We start from the raw sequence: 18997 nt of genomic DNA on the forward strand, positions 1-18997 counted from the left end.
GCGTCGGGTTGCATACCCACACAGCTTTGACGTATTTGCCGCCTCGGTAAATGACGTACAACCGAGAAGAGAGGAGTGACCATGAAGGTGCGCGCATCGCTCAAGTCACTGAAGAACAAGCCGGGCTCGAAGATCGTTCGTCGCCGCGGCCACACCTACGTGATCAACAAGAAGAACCCGCGCTGGAACGGCCGTCAGGGCTGACCCACACGAGACTTCGTCATCGGCTTCGCCGGTGACATGATGAACCCCCGATCCATTGGATCGGGGGTTCATTCGTGTCTGGCCTCGCCGTCGAAGCCTGCACGTCAGAACCAAGGCGGTTCACACTATCGACAGGAGCCAATTCGATGTCATCCATCCCACCTCGCATTCCGCCGCGCATTCCCTCCCCCTCGAATGGCGGTGGGCCGGCTCGCCCAGAGGTCGCGCTCGAACAGCAGCTCAAGAGCGACCCCAAACGCTTCGGCTACGTCGTGGCCCCGAGCTCGGCGTGGAGTCTCGTGGTCGGCATCGGCATCATCGCAGGCCTCGTGCTGCTGGTGCGCAACGTCATCTCGGCGTTCATCTCGCTCGGCAATGCCAGAAACAAGGCGGCCGGAGCCACGTTCTTCGACCTGTTCGCCTCGACCACCGGTCGCGACGGCAGTTTCTCACCGGGGCTCTGGCTGCTGGTCTGGGGCCCGCTGATCCTCTTCGCTATCGCGATCGTCGCCGCGCTGATAGACAAGGCCACATCGGCCGGCCGACTGCAGCGCGCCCAGCAGGCATTCGCACAGAGCGGCTTCGTCGTCGACCCGATCGTGATTCCCGTGCAGCTGACCCGCACCAACGACGCTTCGGTCACTCCCCTGCTGCTCGTCGGGCCCACGGCCTCGGCGCAGCAGGCCGAGGCTTGGGCCGCAGCCTTCGCGAATCGCCTGCAGACCTCGCCCGACGAGTTCGCAGCCTTCTCGAAGGCGGCGTTCTCGGCGCTCGGATCCAGCGTGAAGAGCGGAGACTGCGAGAAGGCCGTCGCCGCCGAAACACTGGTGCCCGGTGCGCCGGCGGGCACGTTCTTCAAGATCAGCCGGGAGAAGGGTCTGAAGATCGGCCGCTACGTGGCAGTGTGGGCGTCGAAGCCCTCGGGCCCGTTGCGGGCCGTGCACATCGCCGCCTGACCGTCGTCGGTGCGGTCGGTGCGAAGCCTTCGCGCCGACCGCACCGCTCAGACGTCGAGCAGCAGGGCAGGCTCTTCGAGCACTGAGGCGACGTCTGCGGTGAATCGGCTGGCGACATCCCCATCGACGCAGCGATGGTCGAATGAGGCCGACACCGTGGTGACGAAGCGCGGCCGCACCTCTCCGTCGACGACCCACGGCTTCTGCCTGATCGCGCCCATCGCTGTGATCGCGACCTCGCCCGGGTTCAGAATCGGGGTGCCCGCATCGACGCCGAAGACGCCGATGTTGGTGATGGTGATGGTACCGTGCTGCATCGCCTCCGGCGGTGTGCGCCCGGCACGAGCGGTCGCGGTCAGATCGCCGAGCGCCTGGGCCAGCTCGCGCAGGCTCAGCGACTGAGCCTCTTTGATATTCGGCACCAGCAGCCCGCGGGGGGTCGCCGCTGCGATGCCCAGGTTCACATAGTGGTGAATCGTGATGCGTTCGTCGTCGAAGCTCGAGTTCACCTCGGGGTTGCGCTGAGCAGCCCAGATCACGGCCTTGGCCATGATCAGCAGCGGCGAGACCTTGACGCCGGCGAACGCCGACGAGTTCTTCAGCCGACGAACGTACTCCATGGTGCGAGTCGCATCGACGTCGACGAACACGGTCACGTGTGGCGCGGTGAACGCCGATGACACCATCGCCTTGGCGATCGATCGGCGCACCCCGTGCACTTTGACCACTTCGTCACGGCCGCTGGTCGGCACCACCTGCTCGCGACCGGCCGGCCACTCCGGTGTCTCAATGTTGCGGAACACGCTCATCTGCTTCGCGTTCGCGACGACATCCTGTCTGGTGACCTCTCCGCCGTGCCCGGTTCCGGTGACCTCTGAGAGCGTCACACCCAGGTCTTTGGCGAGCTTGCGGATCGGCGGACGAGCGATCGCGGGCAGGCTCGGACTGCCCGTTCGCGGATGCTGTGCGTGCGCCCCGGCAGTCGACGAGCGGGAGGCGGCGGCTCCGTTGTTGGGCGAGCCTCCGGTATGCGCATCCGTCTGTGTGTGCTGAGAGGTGCTGTGGGCCGCATGACGACGTGTGCGTCGCGACTTCGGCCGTTTGCTCGCGCCGTAGCCGACCAGATTGGCGCCGCCCTCGTCGGCGTCGGCAGATCGACCGGCCTTCGGTGCGACCGCGGCCGCGGTCGCAGCCGCAGACCGTTGCTCTGCGCGGGGCGATGAGGATGTGTCGGCAGTGGCGGGCACCGGCTCGGCTGGCTGCGGCTCGCTTGGCTGCGGCGCCGATGCCGACGGCGCGGCCGCTGCTGTGACGCCGACGGTGACCAGAGGCTCGCCGACCTCGACGATGTCGCCGACGTCGGCGTGCAGCTGCTCGATGGTGCCGGCGAACGGCACCGGCAGCTCGACGACCGACTTCGCCGTCTCGATCTCGACAACCGCCTGGTTCACCACGACAGAGTCGCCGGGCTTGACCAGCCAGTTGACGATCTCGGCCTCGGTGAGGCCCTCTCCCACGTCGGGGAGCGCGAAGGTCTCGCTCATGCGTCGTTCCTCACTTCTTGTCTACTGCCGACCGCCAGCGTCGTCTCGCACTCCACGTCGATCAGTACTCCAGCACACGATCGACGGCGTCGAGCACACGATCGGCGTCGGGAACCTGAAAATGTTCGAGCTTCGCGGGCGGGAACGGCACGTCGAAACCGGTGACGCGGGCGACCGGCGCCTCGAGCGAGTAGAACGCCCGTTCCCCGAGCTGGGCGGCGATCTCGCTGGCGACCGACACCGACCCCTGGGCCTCGGCCACGACGACAGCGCGCCCGGTGCGCTCGATCGACTCCACCAGAGGCCCGTAGTCGATCGGAGAGATGGAGCGCACATCGACCACTTCGAGGCTGACGCCCTCTTTCGCGGCGATCTCTGCGGCATCGAGCAGCACGGGCAGCATCGCACCGTAGCCGATCACCGTCACCTGATCGCCCGGACGCACGATGCGCGAGCCATGCAGTTCGCCGGGAGCGGCATCCAGCGAGACCGGCCCCTTCTGCCAGTAGCGACGCTTCGGCTCGAAGAAGAGCACCGGGTCGTCGCTCGCGATCGCCTGCTGAATCATCCAGTAGGCGTCGTTCGCGTTCGAAGGCGCCACCACGCGCAGACCCGGGGTGTGCGCGAAGTACGCCTCGGGGCTCTCTTGGTGATGCTCGATGGCGCCGACCCCGCCGCCGTACGGCACGCGGATCACCACGGGCATCGACAGCGTGCCTTCGTGACGGTTCGTCTGTTTGGCCAGCTGGCTGGTGATCTGATCGAACGCAGGAAAGATGAAGCCGTCGAACTGGATCTCGACCACCGGACGATAGCCACGCATGGCAAGACCGATCGCCGTGCCCACAATGCCCGCCTCAGAGAGCGGCGAGTCGTAGACGCGACGCACGCCGAACTCCTGCTGCAGCCCGCTGGTGACGGTGAACACGCCGCCGAGTGCGGCGACATCCTCGCCATAGAGCAGCACTCGGTCGTCATTCGCGAGCGCCTCACGCAGCCCGGCGTTGATCGCCTTGGCCATCGGCAGCTCGCGCACACGCTTCTGCGTCTCGGTCTGGGCGCTCATGCCTGCTCCTCCTCGTCTGCGAAGCCCGCCTCGTAGTCGGCCAGCCAGGCGGCCTGCGCCTGCATCACCGGGTGCGGTTCGCTGTAGACATGGGCGAACATGCTCGCAGGTTCGGGCTCGGGCAGGTGCAGCACGGCCTCGCGCACGCGTGCGGCCTCATCGCCCGCCTGCTGCTCGACCTCGTCGAAGAACGCCTGCGGCACATCGCGATCGGTGCGCAGCCAGGTCTCGTAGCGAGTGATGGGGTCGCGGTCGGCCCAGCACGCCTCGAGCTCCCGGGTGCGATACTTCGTCGGGTCGTCGGATGTCGTGTGCGGCCCGCGACGGAAGGTCACCGCCTCGATGAACCCGGGCCCCTCGCCCGAGCGGGCGTCGTCGAGCAGGCTGCGAGCGACGGCATAGCTCGCGAGCACGTCGTTGCCGTCGATGCGCACAGCGTTGAGCCCGAAGCCCGCCGCGCGGTCGGCGAGGGGACGTGCGGCCTGGATGCCCACCGGCACCGAGATGGCCCACTGGTTGTTCTGGCAGAGAAACACCTCGGGCACGTGCAGGCTCTCAGCGAAGATCATCGCTTCTGAGACGTCGCCCTCGCTGGTCGCGCCGTCGCCGAAGCAGGTGAGCACCGCAGTGTCGCGGTCGATGTCGCCGGTGCCGACCAGCCCGTCGAGCGCCACACCCTGCGCATAGCCTGTGCCGTGCAGTGACTGCGTGCCGATGACAAGCGTGTAGAGATGAAAATGCGTGCGCTGCCAGTCCCAACCACCGTGGGTGTTGCCGCGCAGCATGTCGAGCATGTCGACGAAGTCGACGCCGCGGATCATGCCGATCACATGTTCGCGGTATGACGGCATCACCCAGTCTTGGGGACGAGTCGCGCGACCGGCGCCGACCTGTGCGGCTTCCTGCCCCACTGACGGCACCCACAGCGCGAGCTGCCCCTGACGCTGCAGCGCGGTTCCCTCTGCATCGAGACGACGCATGATCGCCATGTCGCGGTAGAACTGCTGCAGCTCGTCGAGCGACAGACCGTCGACGAGGCCTTGGTAGGGCTCATTGCGGTCGTTCCGCTGTCGTGCCCCTGAGGGGTCGAGCAGCTGCACTCCGGTCGCTGAGTCGAATGGCGCATCTGACGTCGCGGTGCGCTCGGCCTCAGCCGGGCGAAGCGTCGAAGCGGACGAAGTCGAAGTCATGCTCCCCAATCTAGGCGCGCACTTCTGTGTTAATTCTCCAGACCACGCACAATTTCAGCGGTGGCGCTTAGGAGGGGTTCTATAGACTGGCGTTCTCCGACCGTCACACGAATGCCCTCGGGAAAGACTCGCGCGATGATGCCGTGCCCTTCGAGGATCTCAGCGGCTGACTCGGTCTGGTCACCGGTCGGCAGCCACACGAAGTTTCCCTGTGACTCGTGCACCTGCCAGCCCTGGTCGACGAGACCGGCCTCGATCTGGTTGCGCCGGCTGACCAGAATCTCGAGTCTCTCGTCCAGCTCTTCACGGGCGTCGAGCGCAGCCTTCGCAGCCTCGATCGTGGCGGTCGTGAGTTCGAACGGGAGCCCCGACGCACGCACTGCGGCGATCACGATGGGATCGCCGACGGCATAGCCGACACGCAGCCCGGCCAGCCCGTACGCCTTGGACAGGGTTCGCAGCGTGACCACGTTGCGGTGGTCGGCGATGATCGCGATCCCGTTGACGGCATCCTCATCACGGACGAACTCGGTATAGGCCTCGTCGATCACGATCAGCACGTCGCGTGGGGCGGACGCCACGAAGCGCTCGACCTCGTCATGAGTCAGCGTGGTGCCGGTCGGGTTGTTCGGGCTGCACAGCAGCACCGCGCGAGTGCGATCGGTGATCGCATCGAGCATCGCATCGAGATCGTGCCGGCCGTCGTCAGTGAGCGGCACCTGCACCGAGGTGGCGCCGTTGAGGGTGACCACCGAGGGATAGCCCTCGAACGAACGCCAGGCGTAGACGATCTCGTCGCCGGGCACGGCCACCGCGGTGATCAGCTGGCGCAGCACCGAGATCGATCCCGGGCCTACCGCGATCTGATCGTCGTCGACGTGGTTCAGCGCCGCCAAGCGGCGCACCAGGTCGGCGGCCGAAGAGTCGGGGTAGCGGTTGATGCTCTCGGCAGCTCCTTCGATGGCCGCCACGACTGAGGGCAGCGGGGCAAAGGGCACTTCGTTCGAGCTGAGTTTGAACCCGCCGATCGGAGCGGGGCGTCCCTGTCGATAGGCAGCTGCGCTGGCGATCTCGGGTCGAATCTTCACTGGAGCCGTCTTGACGGACGGCTGTTGTCGCGGGTCATCCATTCTTTCAGTGTATGCCGTCTGCGCACGATTCGCCCGCCCCACACGCACCGAAGCCCTCTGTTCTATGCGACAATCAACAGCGTCATGCCGATCCGAGCCGCGGCTCCTCGACCTGATCTTCCCTTTCAACTGAGTGATCTGTGGTTCACGCTGTCGTGTCTGCGAGGTTTTGATGGCTTCTCTCAGCGAGGTCGTGCGCGTCGACGGTCTGGTGCGCCTGATGGGCTCGCAGCTGATCGCACGCATGCCGCAGGGCATGCTGAGCATCGCGCTGCTCATGCACGTCGAGCACGTCCTCGGACGATATACGGACGCCGGACTCACCGTCGCCGCCTTCTCGATCGGCGCGGCGGTGTCCGGCCCTTTGATGGGGCGCTGGATGATCGTGCTGGGCGCCAGGCGTCTGCTCGGGGCCACGCTGCTGCTCAACGCGGCGGCCATGACGGCCATCGCCTTCGGCCCGCATCGGCTGTGGGCGTTCATGCTGTTGGCGATCGTGCTCGGCTTCTGCACGCCGCCGATTCTGCCGATCACGCGCAGCCTCTATCCGGTGCTGGTGCCGCCTCGGCTCAGTGCGCAGGTCTATTCGCTCGATTCCATCACGCAGGAGCTGATCTGGGTGGTGGGCCCGGTGCTGGTCACGGCGGTGGCACCGCTGGCCGGCACCAGCATCGCGCTGGCTCTGGTCGCCGCCCTCGGCTTCGTCGGCGGCGTGCTGCTGCTGACGGCTCCGGCGATTCGACTCGCGACTTTTCCCGTCAGCGGCAAGAGACTCGGCGGCGTGCTGCTCAAATGGCCGGTGCTGATCGCCATCGTCTCGTGTGCGCTGCAGAACGCCAGCTACGGCGCCGTCGAGGCTGCGGCGGTCGCCATGTTCGACGGGCAGCAGTTCACGGTGGGCATCATCATCGCGGTGTTCGCGATCGGCTCGATCGTCGGCGGCATCGTGATGGCGCGGGTGGCCATGCGGCCCTGGTCGATGGCCACGCGGCAGAGCGCCCTGGCGATCGGAACGCTGGCGGCTGCGCTGTCGCCGAACCCGTGGTGGGTCGGGGCCGCGCTCTTCGTGGCCGGACTCGGGACCGCCCCCTCGCTTGCGGTGATGTACAACGTGGTCTCGTCGAGCCTGCGCAGCGGGGATGCCACAGAGGCCTTCGGATGGATGTCGAGCGGGCTGCTCGCCGGCATTGCCATGGGCAGCGCCGGTTCAGGCGTGTTGGTCGACCACGTCGGGGCGCAGTCGGCGATGCTCTTCGGTGCGGGGCTCGCCGTCCTGGCGGTGCTGCTGCCGGCGTTCGGAACGTCCAAGCTGCCCGATCTCACGGTGCACTCAGGGCCGCTGCTCGACACCAGCGCTGTGCCGGTGATTCATATCGGCGAGCGCTGACCGTCAGCACTGCTCGCCGGTCGTCGCCCACGCTGCGGCCACAGGCTGGCTCTCTTGCTCGACGACAGCGACGGCGAGAGCTCCGTACGGTCCACGCCAGGTGCTGTGCAGACGATACAGGTCGTGAGCCGATACCTTCGTGCGAGCGGTGAATGCGGCATGCTCCGATGCCGCCGGGGCATCAGCCCAGATCACCGGCACGCTCCCGGCGTTCACCGTGACTCTCAGCAGACCGGAGACCCGTTCGACTCGTCCAGTCACCGTGATCTCGACAGTGCCCTCATCGTCACTGGCGCCAGCAGCGACAGCAATCTCAATGGCAGGAGGCGTTGTACGAACGCCTTCGGCGTCGGCTGCAGTCGCCTGCGGAATCGGGCTACCGGCTTTCACCGGTGAGAGCTGCCGCTCACGAAGGCGATTCGGCTCATGACGCCCGAAGGGCTCGCCGAGACCTGCGATCAGCTGCTCCAGTGCGCTGGCGATGGCGAAGAGGCGCTCGTCTGCCCCCGACGGGCCGGCAATGGTCACACCGACCGGCATGTGGATGTCCGGCAGCACTCCGAGCGTGACCGTCACAGTCGGAATGCCCAGATGACGGAAGACCAGGTTACCGTTGGCGACCCACGTGCCGTTTCGCATGGCCAGCCGGTTCGACTCGGGGTTGAAGTCGGCGTCGAAGGGGCCGATGTCTCCGACAGTCGGCAGCAGCACCGCATCCAGACCGGCCTGCGAGAGCCACTCCTCGAAGTCGATCTTGCGGGTGCGCTCCAGACCGTGCAACCCCGCGCCGATCTCATCAATCTCATCGAGCACCGGCACGTGGCGCTGCGCCCAGGTGACATAGTCTGCGATCGTCACGTCGGTCTGATCGCTGAATGGCACAGCCCCCTCCGGCTGCGGGAAGATCTTCGGTCCGTCGACATCGGCCAGGGCATGCAGGTTCGGATCGTCGTTCAGCCGGAGAAAACGGTCCCAGGCGTACACGGTCAGGTCGTGGCGCTCCTTCTTCAGGAAAGCCGCGGGAACGATGCCTCGGTCGTCCAAAGTCGGCGCGCCCGCACGGTCGCCCTCGTAGTTCGAGACGGCGGGGAAGTCCGTACGGCGCACGACCGCACCTGCCCCGGCGACCTCGGTCAGCATCCGTTCGAAGAGCTCCACGATGCTGGCCCGGGTCTCAATCGGGCGCGTGCTGTCAGGATCGCGGTTCAGGTACATGTCGGGAACCGCGAAGCCGAGGCCGGACAGTGCGACGGGCGACGTGTGATCGGGAAGCGGGTGGTGCTCGGGCAGTGCGACGTACGGCTGCTCCCGCCAGAAGTCGCCGGCGGTCCCGGCGTCAGCCTCTGAGAGTGCCGACGAGACGATACACAGGTCGTCGACCGAGCGCGCGTGCGGCACGACGACGTCCATGGTGGGCACCAGGGGCCAGTTTCCCCGCACCGAGATCACGCCTCGCGAAGGCGTGTAGGCCGCCAGACCGCCGTTCGAGGCCGGAGCCCGCCCCGACGACCAGGTCTCCTCGCCGAGCCCGAACGCCGCGAACGAGGCTGCAGTCGACGTACCCGACCCGTTCGACGACCCCGACTGGTAGGCGGCCGCGAGAAAGTTCTCGTTGTAGGGGCTCTCGGCACGCCCGTACAGACCTCGCTGCATGCCGCCGTCGGCCATCGGAGGCATGTTGGTCAGCCCCAGGAACACCGCGCCGCGGCGACGCAGCACGGCCACCGCATGCGCGTCCTGCCCTGCGACGAGATCGGCGAACGCCGGAGAGCCGGCCGACACCGGCATCCCCTTCACCGAGTAACTGTCCTTCGCGGTGAAGGGGATGCCGTCGAGCAGTCCCCGTGACTCGCCCGCGGCGCGGCGCCGGTCGGCCGCCTGCGCCTCCTCGAAGACCGCGGGGTTGATGCGCACCACGGAGTTCAGCAGGAGCCCCTGCCGATCGAACGCCGCGATGCGGCGCAGATACGCCTCGACCAGGCCCACGGATGTGGTCTCACCTCCGTCGAGGAGCTCCGAAAGCTCGCGGATTGACTTCTCTACCACGTCTACGTCAGTCATCGACGTCTCCTGTCCATCTCTCATCGGTTCATGTGTCCGTTGCCCTGCCATCGCTCAGCTCTCGAGCGCCTCATGGGTGAACTCTCCCCCGAGCACGGTTGCGCACACGGGGATCTCCGAGATCTCGTGGGAGTCGACCGTTCTCGGGTCCCTCTCGAGCGCAACCATGTCTGCCACCATGCCGCGACGCAGCCTGCCTTTGCGGTGTTCCATGCCGGTGGCCTGCGCCGAGCCGACCGTGTACGCGTACAGGGCCTGATCGACGGTGAGGCACTCCTCAGCCGAGCCGAAGAGCTGCCCAGACCCGGTCTCCCTCGTGACGAACGACTCGATGCCGACGAGCGGCTCCCCTGGCGCGCACGGCCGGTCGGAGCTGCCCGGGAGCACGATGCCCGCGTCGATCAGCGACCGGCCCCGATAGGTCTGCGCCGCCCGTTGCGCCCCCAGCGATCGCAGCATGCCGTCACCGATGTTGACGAAGAACCCGGGTTGTGGCGTGGGAACGACGCCAAGCGCGCGCATGCGTTCGAGCTGATCGTCCCGCAGCACCGCCGCATGCTCGATGCGGTGCGGCAGCGGGGGACGCCCGGCGAGATGCAGAGCCTCCTCGATCGCATCGAGGGCGACGTCGATCGCGCGGTCTCCGATGGCGTGCGCGGCGACGGCCCAACCAGACCTGGCCGCCTGCACGATGCGATCGTGCAGCGTGTCGGCGTCATCCTGCAGGTACCCGGAGAATTCCTCGTGGGTGCAGTAGTGCTGGGTCAGTGCGGCGGTCTCGCCTGACAGCGCGCCGTCGGTGAAGATCTTGGTCGGGCCGATGCTCAGCCGGGCGTCGCCGAGACCACTGCGCAGCCCGAGGTCGAGGGTGATGCCGAGTTCGTCGTCCTCATGGGCGGCGATAGCGTGCAGCGCTCCGATGAACGGCATGACTTGAGCGCGAGCGCGCAGCCGGCCGTGTTGTAGCGCCTGCTGATACGCGAGGAATTCGGCCGGGCTGTAGCCGATCCAGCCCGCCGCTATGCCTGCCTCGGTGAAACTGGTGATGCCCTCCCGTGCGTATTGCGCGGTGGCGCGGTCGAGGGCGGCCTCGATCGCTGCGACCGAGTACGGAAGGGTGAGCTGCTGCACGAGCTGCTGCGCCTGCTCCTCGACGAGCCCGGTCGGCTCCCCGTGCTCATCGCGGACGACACGACCGCCTTCCGGATCGTGAAACTCCGCGTCGAAGGCGCCGATGAGACGCAGCGTCGCCGAGTTGACCACGGACGAGTGGCCAGAGGTCTGCCGAATGAACACCGGATTCTGCGGGCTCACCCGGTCGAGATCCCGGCGGTGCGGACGCCCCCCGCCATAAAGATGGTGGTTGAAACCCGTGCACCGGATCCACTCCCCCGGCTTCGCCACACTGGCCGCCTGTCCGATGCGGTCGAGAAGCGCCTCTAGGGTGTGCAGATCTGAGAGGTCGACCTCGGCCAGGGTGAGGCCGAACCACGTCGTATGGCAGTGCACGTCGTTGAACCCCGGTAGGACGGTCGTGCCTCGCAGGTCGACGTGCTGAGCGGCCTCCAGACCGTCGATGTCGTCGTCGACGCCCACGATCGTGCCGTCGATGACCCCGACTCGTCGAGCCTGTGGACGCTGCGGATCCATCGTCACGAACTCGGCGTTCTCATAGATGGTGTCCAAGCGGAACATGTCTTCCTCACTCTTGTGTACGTTTCGGCCGCGCCTCTGCACGGTCGTGGCGGGCGCCCCTAGGGCTGTCGGTCATGCCTGTGCCGACACCGCCACCGTGATGTTCTTGACACGCGTGTAGCTCTCGTAGGCGAACACCGACAGGTCCTTGCCGATCCCCGACTGCTTGAAGCCGCCGTGCGGATTCTCCGCCGGCAGCACCTGATGACAGTTCACCCAGACGGTGCCGTAGTCGAGTCGCTGCGCCACCCGATTCGCCCGCTCGATGTCATTCGTCCACACGCTCGACGCCAGCGCGTACACCGAGTCGTTCGCCATCTCCAGCGCTTCGTTCTCGTCGTCGAAGGGCTGCACGGTCAGCACCGGCCCGAAGACCTCGTCTCGAACCACTTCGTCGCTCTGCAGCACGTCGGCGATGACCGTCGGCATAACGCGGTACCCGGGCTCACGCCCCCGCCCGCCTGTCACGACGCGCGCGTGTGCGGGAAGGCGTTCCAGGAAGCCCAGCACGCGCGTGAACTGCGCCGCGCTGTTGACCGGGCCGAGGAACACTCCCTCCTCATCCGGATCGCCGACGATCAGCTCCCTCGCCGCGCTGCCGAGCTGTTCGACGAACTGCGAGTACTGCTCGCGCTGCACGAGCACACGTGTGATCGCCGTGCAGTCCTGCCCGGCGTTGAAGAACGCCGCCTGCACGATCTGTGCGGCGCTCTGCGGCGTCGCACGATCGGCGAAGACGATCGCCGGCGCCTTGCCGCCCAGCTCGAGGTGCACCTCTTTAACCGTCTGGGCAGCCGATGCCATGACCGACTTCCCGGCGCGAGTCGACCCCGTGATCGCGACCAGGTCGGGTCGGGGATGCGCCACAAGCGCTTCACCGGTCGCCCGTCCGCCGCAGACGACGTTCACCACGCCGGCCGGCAGCACTTCGTTGGCCAGGCGGGCGAGTATGACGGTGCTCCACGGCGTGGTCTCTGCAGGTTTGATGACGATGGTGTTGCCCGCGGCCAAGGCGGGTCCGAGCTTCCAGACGGCCATCATCAGCGGGTAGTTCCAGGGAGTGATCTGTGCGACGACTCCGAGCGGCTCCCTGCGAATCGTAGAGGTGAACCCCTGCACGTATTCGGTCTGGGCCGTTCCTGAGGGCACCCGGGCCAGTCCGGCGAAGAATCGCAGTTGGTCGGCCGACCGCAGCACTTCGATCTGACGGGTCGCGGCGCGGGGCTTCCCGGTCAGCGCGACTTCCGCATCCACCAGTTCGTCAGCATGCTGCTCGATCAGATCGGCCAGTCCGAGCAGCGCACGCTGGCGCACGGCCGGCGTGGTTCGCCCCCAGGAGGTGAAGGCCCGAGCCGCCGCCTGCACCGCGAAATCGACCTCGGCCGCCGAGCTGTCCGGCGCCGTGCCGATCATCTCGCGCGTGGTCGGGTCGACCAGCGGCAGCGTCGAGCTGGTCGGGTTCTCGCATCCGTCGATGAAATTGGTGAGCCGAATCATGCGTCAGGCCTCCTCGCCTCGGGCACCCGTCGCGGCGCCATCAGCGGGCTCGATCGAGTGAACGTCAGGTTCCAGCACCGCCGGATCGGCGATGAGGTGCAGCAGTGCGACTCCTGGTGCGGCAAGCGCCTCGTCCAATGCCGCGCTAAACTCCTCGGTCGTCTCGACACGCCGCCCATAGCCGCCGAAGGCGCGCGCGTACAGCGCGAGATCCGGATTCGTCAGAGATGTGCCGGACGGCCTCCCCGGATAGTGCCGCTGCTGATGCTCGCGGATCGTGCCGAAACCGCTGTTGTCCACGGCGATGACCAGCACGCGCGCACCATGGGCGTGTGCCGTGGCGAGCTCTTGGCCGTTCATGAGCAGACATCCGTCGCCGGCGACCGAGACCACACGACGCTGAGGCTCCACGATGGCCGCGGCGACTGCGGCCGGGATGCCGAACCCCATCGCGCCGTTCTTCGGCCCGAGCAGGCTGGCGGTGCGGTGTGCGGGAAGATAGCGCTGCGCCCACAGCGCGTGGTTGCCTGCGCCATAGGTGATGACCGGATCCGGCTCCGCCTCCAGCCGCTTGCGCAGGATGCCGAAGGCCGCGCCGAGATCGACGAAGCGCCCGCCGTCCGGGTGCGGCGTCGCGAAGGCGACATGGTCCTGATGCGCGTCGCTCATCCAGTCGGGCTCGACGGCCGTCGCACGGGTGCCGGTCAGCGCATCGACTCCGGATTCGAGGTCGCAGACCAGCTGCAGATCGAGGCGGCCGAAGTGGCCGTGCGCCTCCGGATCGGCGCTGATGACGACCGATCGGGCGTCGGCGGCGAGCGAATACCTGTCGCTGAGCACGTCGGTCCGCGCGCAGCCGAGGTAGACGACGGTGTCGGCCGCGTCGAGCCGGTCGGCCAGTCGCTGGTCACGGGCGTATCCGAGCGGCCCGGCGAAACATGCGGCGTCGTGATCGACGAGATCGTAGGAACGGAAATCGGTGGCTACGGGCACCCCCTGCGCAGACGCCCACGCGACCAGACGATCACTGGTGCGTTGCGCCCAGTGATCACCGCCGACGACGGCCATGGGGCGACGCGCACCTGCGACCAGCGCTACGAGTTCCTTCCGCTCCGCGGCGGTGGCCTCGCTCCGGGGCAGCTGGTGGGGGAAGCCCGGGGCGGGCGCGCTCACCGATTCCACGAGAACGTCCTCCGGCAGGCCGATGACCACCGGCCCCGGGCGACCGCTTCGCGCGATGTGCCATGCACGCGACACGACGAACGCGGCGTCCTCCGGCTGGTCGAGCGTGACCACATGCTTCGCAGTGGTTCCGAACCAGCCCTCGAGGCTAAACTCCTGAAATGCCTCACGGCCGCGCTCCCGAACCGGGATCAGTCCGACCAGCACAACGAGCGGGGTGGCATCCTGCCATGCGGTGTGCACCGCGATCATTGCGTTGGCGACGCCTGGCCCTCTGGTCACCATGACGACTCCGGGCTGTCCAGTGAGGCGCGCCTCGGCGAGGGCCGCGAAGCCCGCACCTCCTTCCTGCCGACACGGTATGGCCTCGATCGCGGAGTCGTACAATCCGTCGAGAACGTCGAGATAGCTCTCACCGGGCACAAGCCAGACTCGACGTGTGCCTTCGCGCTCCAGCTGGTGCACGATCAGGTGGCCGGCGCTCATCTTTTGAGGTTCGCTCATGATTCCAGGTCCTTTGTAGAGTCGATTTCGGGGGAATGCGCCCACACCAGGGAAACGGCTGACCAGGTTCAGGCCTCGGTGCGCGCAGGAAGCTGCGCACCCGTGATGTGGTGCACGGCGCTATGCCGTGGTGCGAGTAGGGCTCCGGTCAGCGTGATGGCCGCGACAACGACGAGCAGAACGGAGACCGGCCACCAGTGACCGCCCTGCGTCGCTACGAGGGCCGTGGCGATGAGTGGCATGAAGCCGCTGAGCACCGACGACAGGTTCGACGAGATGGCCACGCCCGACAGTCGCAGACGCGCCGGGAAGAGATCGGTCAGGATCGCACCCTGTGCGGCGTAGGGGATGGAGACCACGATGATACCGATGACCATGCCCAAGACCACGAGCACAGGAACCTTGGTCGTGACCAGTAGGAAGACGGGGAACGCCATCACCACGGTTGCGATGCCACCGACGACTGCCACTCGGTTCGCCCCATAGCGCACTCCCAGCCTGCCGCCGATCCACAGCACACCAAGCTCGGCGATAGCCGCAATCATCGCGGCGAAGAGCAGCAGATTCGCGGGCAAGCCCAGTGTCGACTTGCCATAGCTGACGATGAACGTGGTGACGACGTAGAACCCGCCCACACCGGTGAATGCGACCATGGCTGCAATGACGATCTGACGCCACGACGATTTGAAGACTTCGCGAATGGGCTGTTCGGCAATGGCATCTTCCGCCTCAAGCTGCATGAAGACCGGAGATTCCTCCATATGCTTGCGAATGACGATCGCGACCAACAGCAGCGGGATGGCGATGAGGAAGGGAATGCGCCAGCCCCATGAGATGAAGAATTCCTCGCTGGAGAGGGCAGACACGAGAAAGAAGCCTCCGGAGGAGAGAATCGTGCCCACGGGCGACCCCAGCTGAGGAATGGCCGCATACTTGGCTCGCTGTTCGACCGGAGCGTGCTCGATCGCGAAAGTGACGGCCCCGCTCCACTCTCCACCGACTGCAAGCCCCTGTAAGAAGCGCAGAATGACCAGAAGCGTCGGAGCCCAGACACCGATCTGCGCATAGGTCGGCAGCATGCCGATCAGTGCTGTCACCACGCCGATGCCGATCACTGTGATCATGAGTACTCGACGGCGTCCAATCTTGTCACCGAGAGCCCCGAAGATCAGACCGCCGATCGGTCGGGCGACGAACCCCACGGCCAAGGTGGCGAAAGAGGCCATCGAGGCGACGAACGCATTCTCACTGGTGAAGAACTCGACGTTGAACACCAATGCAGCAGCAGTGGTGAACAGGAAGAAGTCGTACCACTCCATGGCAGTGCCAACGAACGCCGCGATGGAGGCGCGCTTCGCAACATCCGTGCTGACGTTCACCGCAGTGTCGGGATCAGCATTTCGAGCATCAGTCATTGCTCGCTCCTTAGGTTCACGAGAGAGGCGCAGGCACATCACCTGCTTTCTTGAAAACCTATGCAATCAGTCAGATTGCTGAAAACTGTCCACGATATGCTGGAAATCACCCCCGCCCTATTGGGCATATGCACATGCTATTCAGACGGACGGCCGACAATCATCCGAATGTTACAGTCAGGAAAAATCCCAATGTCATATGCGTCAAACTCCTCGGCAGCGAATCTTCGCTGGCGTGAGATGATTTCGCAGCTCCACGACAACGTCGAATACCTCGTAGCCGATTTCATCGACGAGATGAACCGACTCAGCGTCTACGAGCTGCAGCAACCCAATCACTCCGACCTCGTCGAGACGGCGTTCTCCTCCTACCGGTCGATCCTCGCCGCCGTTCTCGCCCTCGACCCAGAAAAGCATCCGAGTTGGGAGCACATGGAGCACATCGCCAGCGAGTTGGGGCGCACCAGAGCCCGGGCTGGGATCAGCGTGAACGCCCTCGTTCAGGCCATTCAGATCGACTTCCGCATCATCTGGGATCGTCTGCTCGCCATGTCTGATGAGCAGGACCTCGCGGTACTGGCGACACATGTCAAAGACCTCTGGCATGCAGTCGACAGCTATGCGCGCTATGCGCAGACGAGCTATCACGTGGAGCGCAACCTCATTCTTCGCGAAGATCAGGATCAGCGCGCGCTTATGCTGAGCAGGTTCCTCTCGAAGACATCACCAGACACGGTACTCACCAATTCACTGGGAGTTGCCTTCGGCTTGGACCCGACTGCCACGTACGAGGTCTGCGCAGGGATCAACGATCCCGCCATCGGACGAGTGCGCCTTCGTGCGCAGACTTACTCACGGCGCGTTGTCTTCCATGCGGAGCCGACGCAAATTTGGGTGATGTTCTGGCCCGCCGACATTCCAGACTCCCCAGCCCATCCTCTCCGGGCATTGGCAGACCTGTCCTGCGGGCACGTGGGCAGGGTGGCAGGCTTGAGCCAGATTCCAGCAGCCAGTCGGGCCGCTGCCGAAATTGCACGAGTGCTGGAACCGACCGATGTCGGCCCGTATACCGTACAGGATGTCTGGACTCGCTTCGCCGCCCGCACGCTGCGACATCGCGCCCCGCAGGCATTCATCTCGTTCGACCGAGCGTTTGAGGGCTGTTCACCACGCGAGCGGGGCCAGCTCATGCAGACGGTCCGCACTTTTCTGCTTTCTGGCAGCGCGGCCGAAGCCGCTGCCACTCTCGGCTGCCATCGCAACACAGTACTCAATCGCCTCCACCGGCTTATCGACCTAACCGGCTTGGATCTGACGACTCCCCGTGATGCAGCCTATGTCCACGTGCTGCTCGCCGACACCTCCAGTACCACCCGGACGTGATTCACATCGGTGAGCGCTGACCGCGCTCGGACCTCACCAGCACGGCAGAGACGACCTCAGTCGCGCTGCGGCTCACCGATGGGTTCGGGCTCACCCTCAAAGTACGTACGCAGCACCACCATGGTGCGCGTGCTGACGTTCGCCACACTGCGAATCTGCTGCAGCAGCTCTTCGAGCACGCTCGGAGCCGCAACCCGAACCAGCAGCAGATAGCTGGCATCCCCCGCAATCGAATAGCAGGCCTCGATGCCCGCGACGCCCCGCAGACGTTCGGGGGCATCGTCAGGGGCGGCCGGGTCGAACGGCGTGATCTCGATGAATGCGGTCAGAGGCCGGCCCACAGCCTCGTGGTCGATGACCGCTCGATACCCACGAATCGTGCCGTCTCGCTCGAGACGCTGCACCCGCGACTGCACAGCCGAGGTGGAGAGCCCGGAGACCTCGGCGAGGCGCGCGAGGGTCGACCGCCCCTCGGTCAGCAGTGCGGTGACGATGGCTTGGTCGATGCTGTCCATGACTCCGAGTCTACGGCTCGCACCGCTCAGCCAAGCTGATTGGCGAACCTGACCAGCCGCCCCATGCCCTCGACGATCTCATCGAGATCGCCCGCATATGAGATGCGCACGAACCCCTGCCCGAGCGGCCCGAACGCCTCACCCGGCACGACGGCCACGTGCTCCTGCTGCAGCAGACGGCTGCTGAACTCGGCAGAGTCCAGACCGCTGTCGCGCACGTCGACGAACACGTAGAAGGCGCCGTCGGGCGCGACTGCGCGCAGGTTCGGCGCATCCTGCAGAGCAGAGAGCACCGCGTCACGGCGCACGGCATATGCGTCGCGCATGCGTGCGATGTCGGCGTCGAGGCCGTTGAGCGCCGCGACTCCGGCGAACTGCGCAGGGGTGTTGTTCGACGAATGGATCAGCTCGGCGATCTTCGCCGTCTCTTCGACCAGAGCGCTCGGCCCCAGCAGGTAGCCGATGCGCCACCCGGTCATCGCATACGTCTTCGACAGACTGTCGACGATGACGGTCTGGTCGCGCATGCCCGGGCACGACGCGATTGACGGGGCGACCGGGGCGTCGCCGTAGACGAAGGCGTGGTACACCTCGTCCGAGATCACCCACAGACCATGTCGCTGACAGACCTGGGCGATACGCTCCAGCTCGGCCGCCGAGGTCACCGCCCCGGTTGGGTTTCCGGGCGAGTTCACGATCACGACCTTGCTTCGCGAGGTGACCGCGCGCTCGATGTCTTCGGCGTTGAGCCTCATGCCGTTCTCAGGCCGGAGCGGCACCGTCACCGGCCGCCCCTCGCAGAGCAGCACCTGCGCATCGTACGAGGTGAAGTGCGGTGAGGGAATGATGACTTCGTCACCGGGGTTGAGCAGCGCCCGCAGAGCGAGATACAGGCCGAAGGTCGCTCCAGGCACCGCCTGGGCCTCGGTCTCGGCGTCGTACTCGAGACCTTTGGCGCGTTTGGTGTATGCGACTGCGGCGGCGCGGAATTCGGGCACGCCGAGCACGTTGGTGTAGTGGGTGTCGCCTCGGCTGATCGCCTCGCATGCGGCCTTGGCCGCGCGTTCGGGCACCGACTCCGCCGGCTCGCCGACGGCGAAAGTGATGACGTCGGGAATCAGCTCGCAGTCGTCGAAGACGTCACGAATTCCCGAGCGCGGCGTGCTCTGTGCGACGAGCGAGAGATCTCCCGGAACCATCTGCGTCCTCCTGAACCTGCGAATGAGTAAACAACCACATTCAGATTACGGAGGAATTCCGGTGTCTGC

General features: G+C 66.1%; 15 protein-coding genes. 4 read left to right on the forward strand and 11 right to left on the reverse strand.

All coding sequences use genetic code 11. The features are described 5' to 3' along the window. The first annotated feature begins 81 nt into the window (after positions 1-81). On the forward strand, positions 82-204 hold the full coding sequence (ykgO, locus tag F8O06_RS11065; RefSeq protein ID WP_028245785.1) for a type B 50S ribosomal protein L36: 123 nt from the start codon (positions 82-84) through the stop codon (positions 202-204). A 146-nt stretch (positions 205-350) separates the two neighbouring features. After that, on the forward strand, positions 351-1160 hold the full coding sequence (locus F8O06_RS11070; protein ID WP_158038605.1) for a hypothetical protein: 810 nt from the start codon (positions 351-353) through the stop codon (positions 1158-1160). 47 nt (positions 1161-1207) lie between these two features. Here the strand turns inward: F8O06_RS11070 and F8O06_RS11075 are convergent, their stop codons facing one another. The 4 genes from F8O06_RS11075 to F8O06_RS11090 form a co-directional block, all read right to left on the reverse strand. Beyond that, positions 1208-2704: a dihydrolipoamide acetyltransferase family protein gene (locus F8O06_RS11075; RefSeq protein ID WP_158038606.1), complete on the reverse strand. Its 1497-nt coding sequence runs from the start codon at positions 2702-2704 to the stop codon at positions 1208-1210. 61 nt (positions 2705-2765) lie between these two features. Beyond that, on the reverse strand, positions 2766-3770 hold the full coding sequence (locus F8O06_RS11080; protein WP_158030605.1) for an alpha-ketoacid dehydrogenase subunit beta: 1005 nt from the start codon (positions 3768-3770) through the stop codon (positions 2766-2768). Next, the gene (locus F8O06_RS11085) at positions 3767-4960 is read right to left on the reverse strand and encodes a thiamine pyrophosphate-dependent enzyme (protein ID WP_158038607.1); all 1194 of its coding nucleotides are present in this window, start codon (positions 4958-4960) and stop codon (positions 3767-3769) included. The genes F8O06_RS11080 and F8O06_RS11085 overlap by 4 nt, the downstream gene beginning before the upstream one ends. A 29-nt stretch (positions 4961-4989) precedes the next feature. Next, a complete protein-coding gene (locus tag F8O06_RS11090) occupies positions 4990-6090 on the reverse strand; it encodes a histidinol-phosphate transaminase (RefSeq protein WP_158038608.1) in 1101 nt (366 codons plus the stop codon). A 172-nt stretch (positions 6091-6262) separates the two neighbouring features. Between F8O06_RS11090 and F8O06_RS11095 the strand changes: the two genes are divergently transcribed. Then, positions 6263-7477: an MFS transporter gene (locus F8O06_RS11095; RefSeq protein WP_158038609.1), complete on the forward strand. Its 1215-nt coding sequence runs from the start codon at positions 6263-6265 to the stop codon at positions 7475-7477. Positions 7478-7480: 3 nt separating this feature from the next. On the opposite strand, the gene F8O06_RS11100 is transcribed toward F8O06_RS11095, so the two are convergent. The 5 genes from F8O06_RS11100 to F8O06_RS11120 all read right to left on the reverse strand — a co-directional run bounded on the left by F8O06_RS11100 (position 7481) and on the right by F8O06_RS11120 (position 15831). Then, positions 7481-9538, reverse strand: a complete 2058-nt coding sequence (locus F8O06_RS11100) for an amidase (RefSeq protein ID WP_158038610.1) — start codon at positions 9536-9538, stop codon at positions 7481-7483. A gap of 54 nt (positions 9539-9592) precedes the next feature. Continuing rightward, complete coding sequence (locus tag F8O06_RS11105; protein WP_158038611.1) at positions 9593-11233, reverse strand: amidohydrolase; 1641 nt, start codon at positions 11231-11233, stop codon at positions 9593-9595. A gap of 72 nt (positions 11234-11305) precedes the next feature. Continuing rightward, complete coding sequence (locus tag F8O06_RS11110; RefSeq protein ID WP_158038612.1) at positions 11306-12730, reverse strand: aminobutyraldehyde dehydrogenase; 1425 nt, start codon at positions 12728-12730, stop codon at positions 11306-11308. Between the two features lie 3 nt (positions 12731-12733). Next, complete coding sequence (locus F8O06_RS11115) at positions 12734-14416, reverse strand: thiamine pyrophosphate-dependent enzyme (RefSeq protein ID WP_158038613.1); 1683 nt, start codon at positions 14414-14416, stop codon at positions 12734-12736. Positions 14417-14484: 68 nt separating this feature from the next. Further along, complete coding sequence (locus tag F8O06_RS11120; protein WP_158038614.1) at positions 14485-15831, reverse strand: MFS transporter; 1347 nt, start codon at positions 15829-15831, stop codon at positions 14485-14487. Positions 15832-16023: 192 nt separating this feature from the next. Here F8O06_RS11120 and F8O06_RS11125 point away from each other — a divergent pair, with 192 nt between their 5' ends. Continuing rightward, positions 16024-17214: a helix-turn-helix domain-containing protein gene (locus tag F8O06_RS11125; protein WP_192496936.1), complete on the forward strand. Its 1191-nt coding sequence runs from the start codon at positions 16024-16026 to the stop codon at positions 17212-17214. 56 nt (positions 17215-17270) lie between these two features. On the opposite strand, the gene F8O06_RS11130 is transcribed toward F8O06_RS11125, so the two are convergent. Further along, the gene (locus F8O06_RS11130; RefSeq protein ID WP_158038616.1) at positions 17271-17729 is read right to left on the reverse strand and encodes an Lrp/AsnC family transcriptional regulator; all 459 of its coding nucleotides are present in this window, start codon (positions 17727-17729) and stop codon (positions 17271-17273) included. Between the two features lie 26 nt (positions 17730-17755). Next, entirely contained in the window at positions 17756-18928 is a 1173-nt protein-coding gene (locus tag F8O06_RS11135) for a pyridoxal phosphate-dependent aminotransferase (RefSeq protein ID WP_158038617.1), read from the reverse strand. Between the last annotated feature and the right edge of the window lie 69 nt (positions 18929-18997).

This window comes from Pseudoclavibacter sp. CFCC 14310, from assembly GCF_008831165.1.
In the GTDB taxonomy this organism is placed as follows: Bacteria; Actinomycetota; Actinomycetes; order Actinomycetales; family Microbacteriaceae; genus Pseudoclavibacter_A.

Coding starts and splice junctions, on each gene's coding strand:
- ykgO (WP_028245785.1), top strand. CDS start 82: ATGAAGGTGCGCGCATCGCTCAAGTCACTGAAGAACAAGCCGGGCTCG.
- F8O06_RS11095 (WP_158038609.1), top strand. CDS start 6,263: ATGGCTTCTCTCAGCGAGGTCGTGCGCGTCGACGGTCTGGTGCGCCTG.
- F8O06_RS11080 (WP_158030605.1), bottom strand. CDS start 3,770: ATGAGCGCCCAGACCGAGACGCAGAAGCGTGTGCGCGAGCTGCCGATG.
- F8O06_RS11070 (WP_158038605.1), top strand. CDS start 351: ATGTCATCCATCCCACCTCGCATTCCGCCGCGCATTCCCTCCCCCTCG.
- F8O06_RS11110 (WP_158038612.1), bottom strand. CDS start 12,730: ATGATTCGGCTCACCAATTTCATCGACGGATGCGAGAACCCGACCAGC.
- F8O06_RS11100 (WP_158038610.1), bottom strand. CDS start 9,538: ATGACTGACGTAGACGTGGTAGAGAAGTCAATCCGCGAGCTTTCGGAG.
- F8O06_RS11125 (WP_192496936.1), top strand. CDS start 16,024: ATGTCATATGCGTCAAACTCCTCGGCAGCGAATCTTCGCTGGCGTGAG.
- F8O06_RS11120 (WP_158038614.1), bottom strand. CDS start 15,831: ATGACTGATGCTCGAAATGCTGATCCCGACACTGCGGTGAACGTCAGC.
- F8O06_RS11090 (WP_158038608.1), bottom strand. CDS start 6,090: ATGGATGACCCGCGACAACAGCCGTCCGTCAAGACGGCTCCAGTGAAG.
- F8O06_RS11135 (WP_158038617.1), bottom strand. CDS start 18,928: ATGGTTCCGGGAGATCTCTCGCTCGTCGCACAGAGCACGCCGCGCTCG.
- F8O06_RS11075 (WP_158038606.1), bottom strand. CDS start 2,704: ATGAGCGAGACCTTCGCGCTCCCCGACGTGGGAGAGGGCCTCACCGAG.
- F8O06_RS11115 (WP_158038613.1), bottom strand. CDS start 14,416: ATGAGCGAACCTCAAAAGATGAGCGCCGGCCACCTGATCGTGCACCAG.
- F8O06_RS11085 (WP_158038607.1), bottom strand. CDS start 4,960: ATGACTTCGACTTCGTCCGCTTCGACGCTTCGCCCGGCTGAGGCCGAG.
- F8O06_RS11105 (WP_158038611.1), bottom strand. CDS start 11,233: ATGTTCCGCTTGGACACCATCTATGAGAACGCCGAGTTCGTGACGATG.
- F8O06_RS11130 (WP_158038616.1), bottom strand. CDS start 17,729: ATGGACAGCATCGACCAAGCCATCGTCACCGCACTGCTGACCGAGGGG.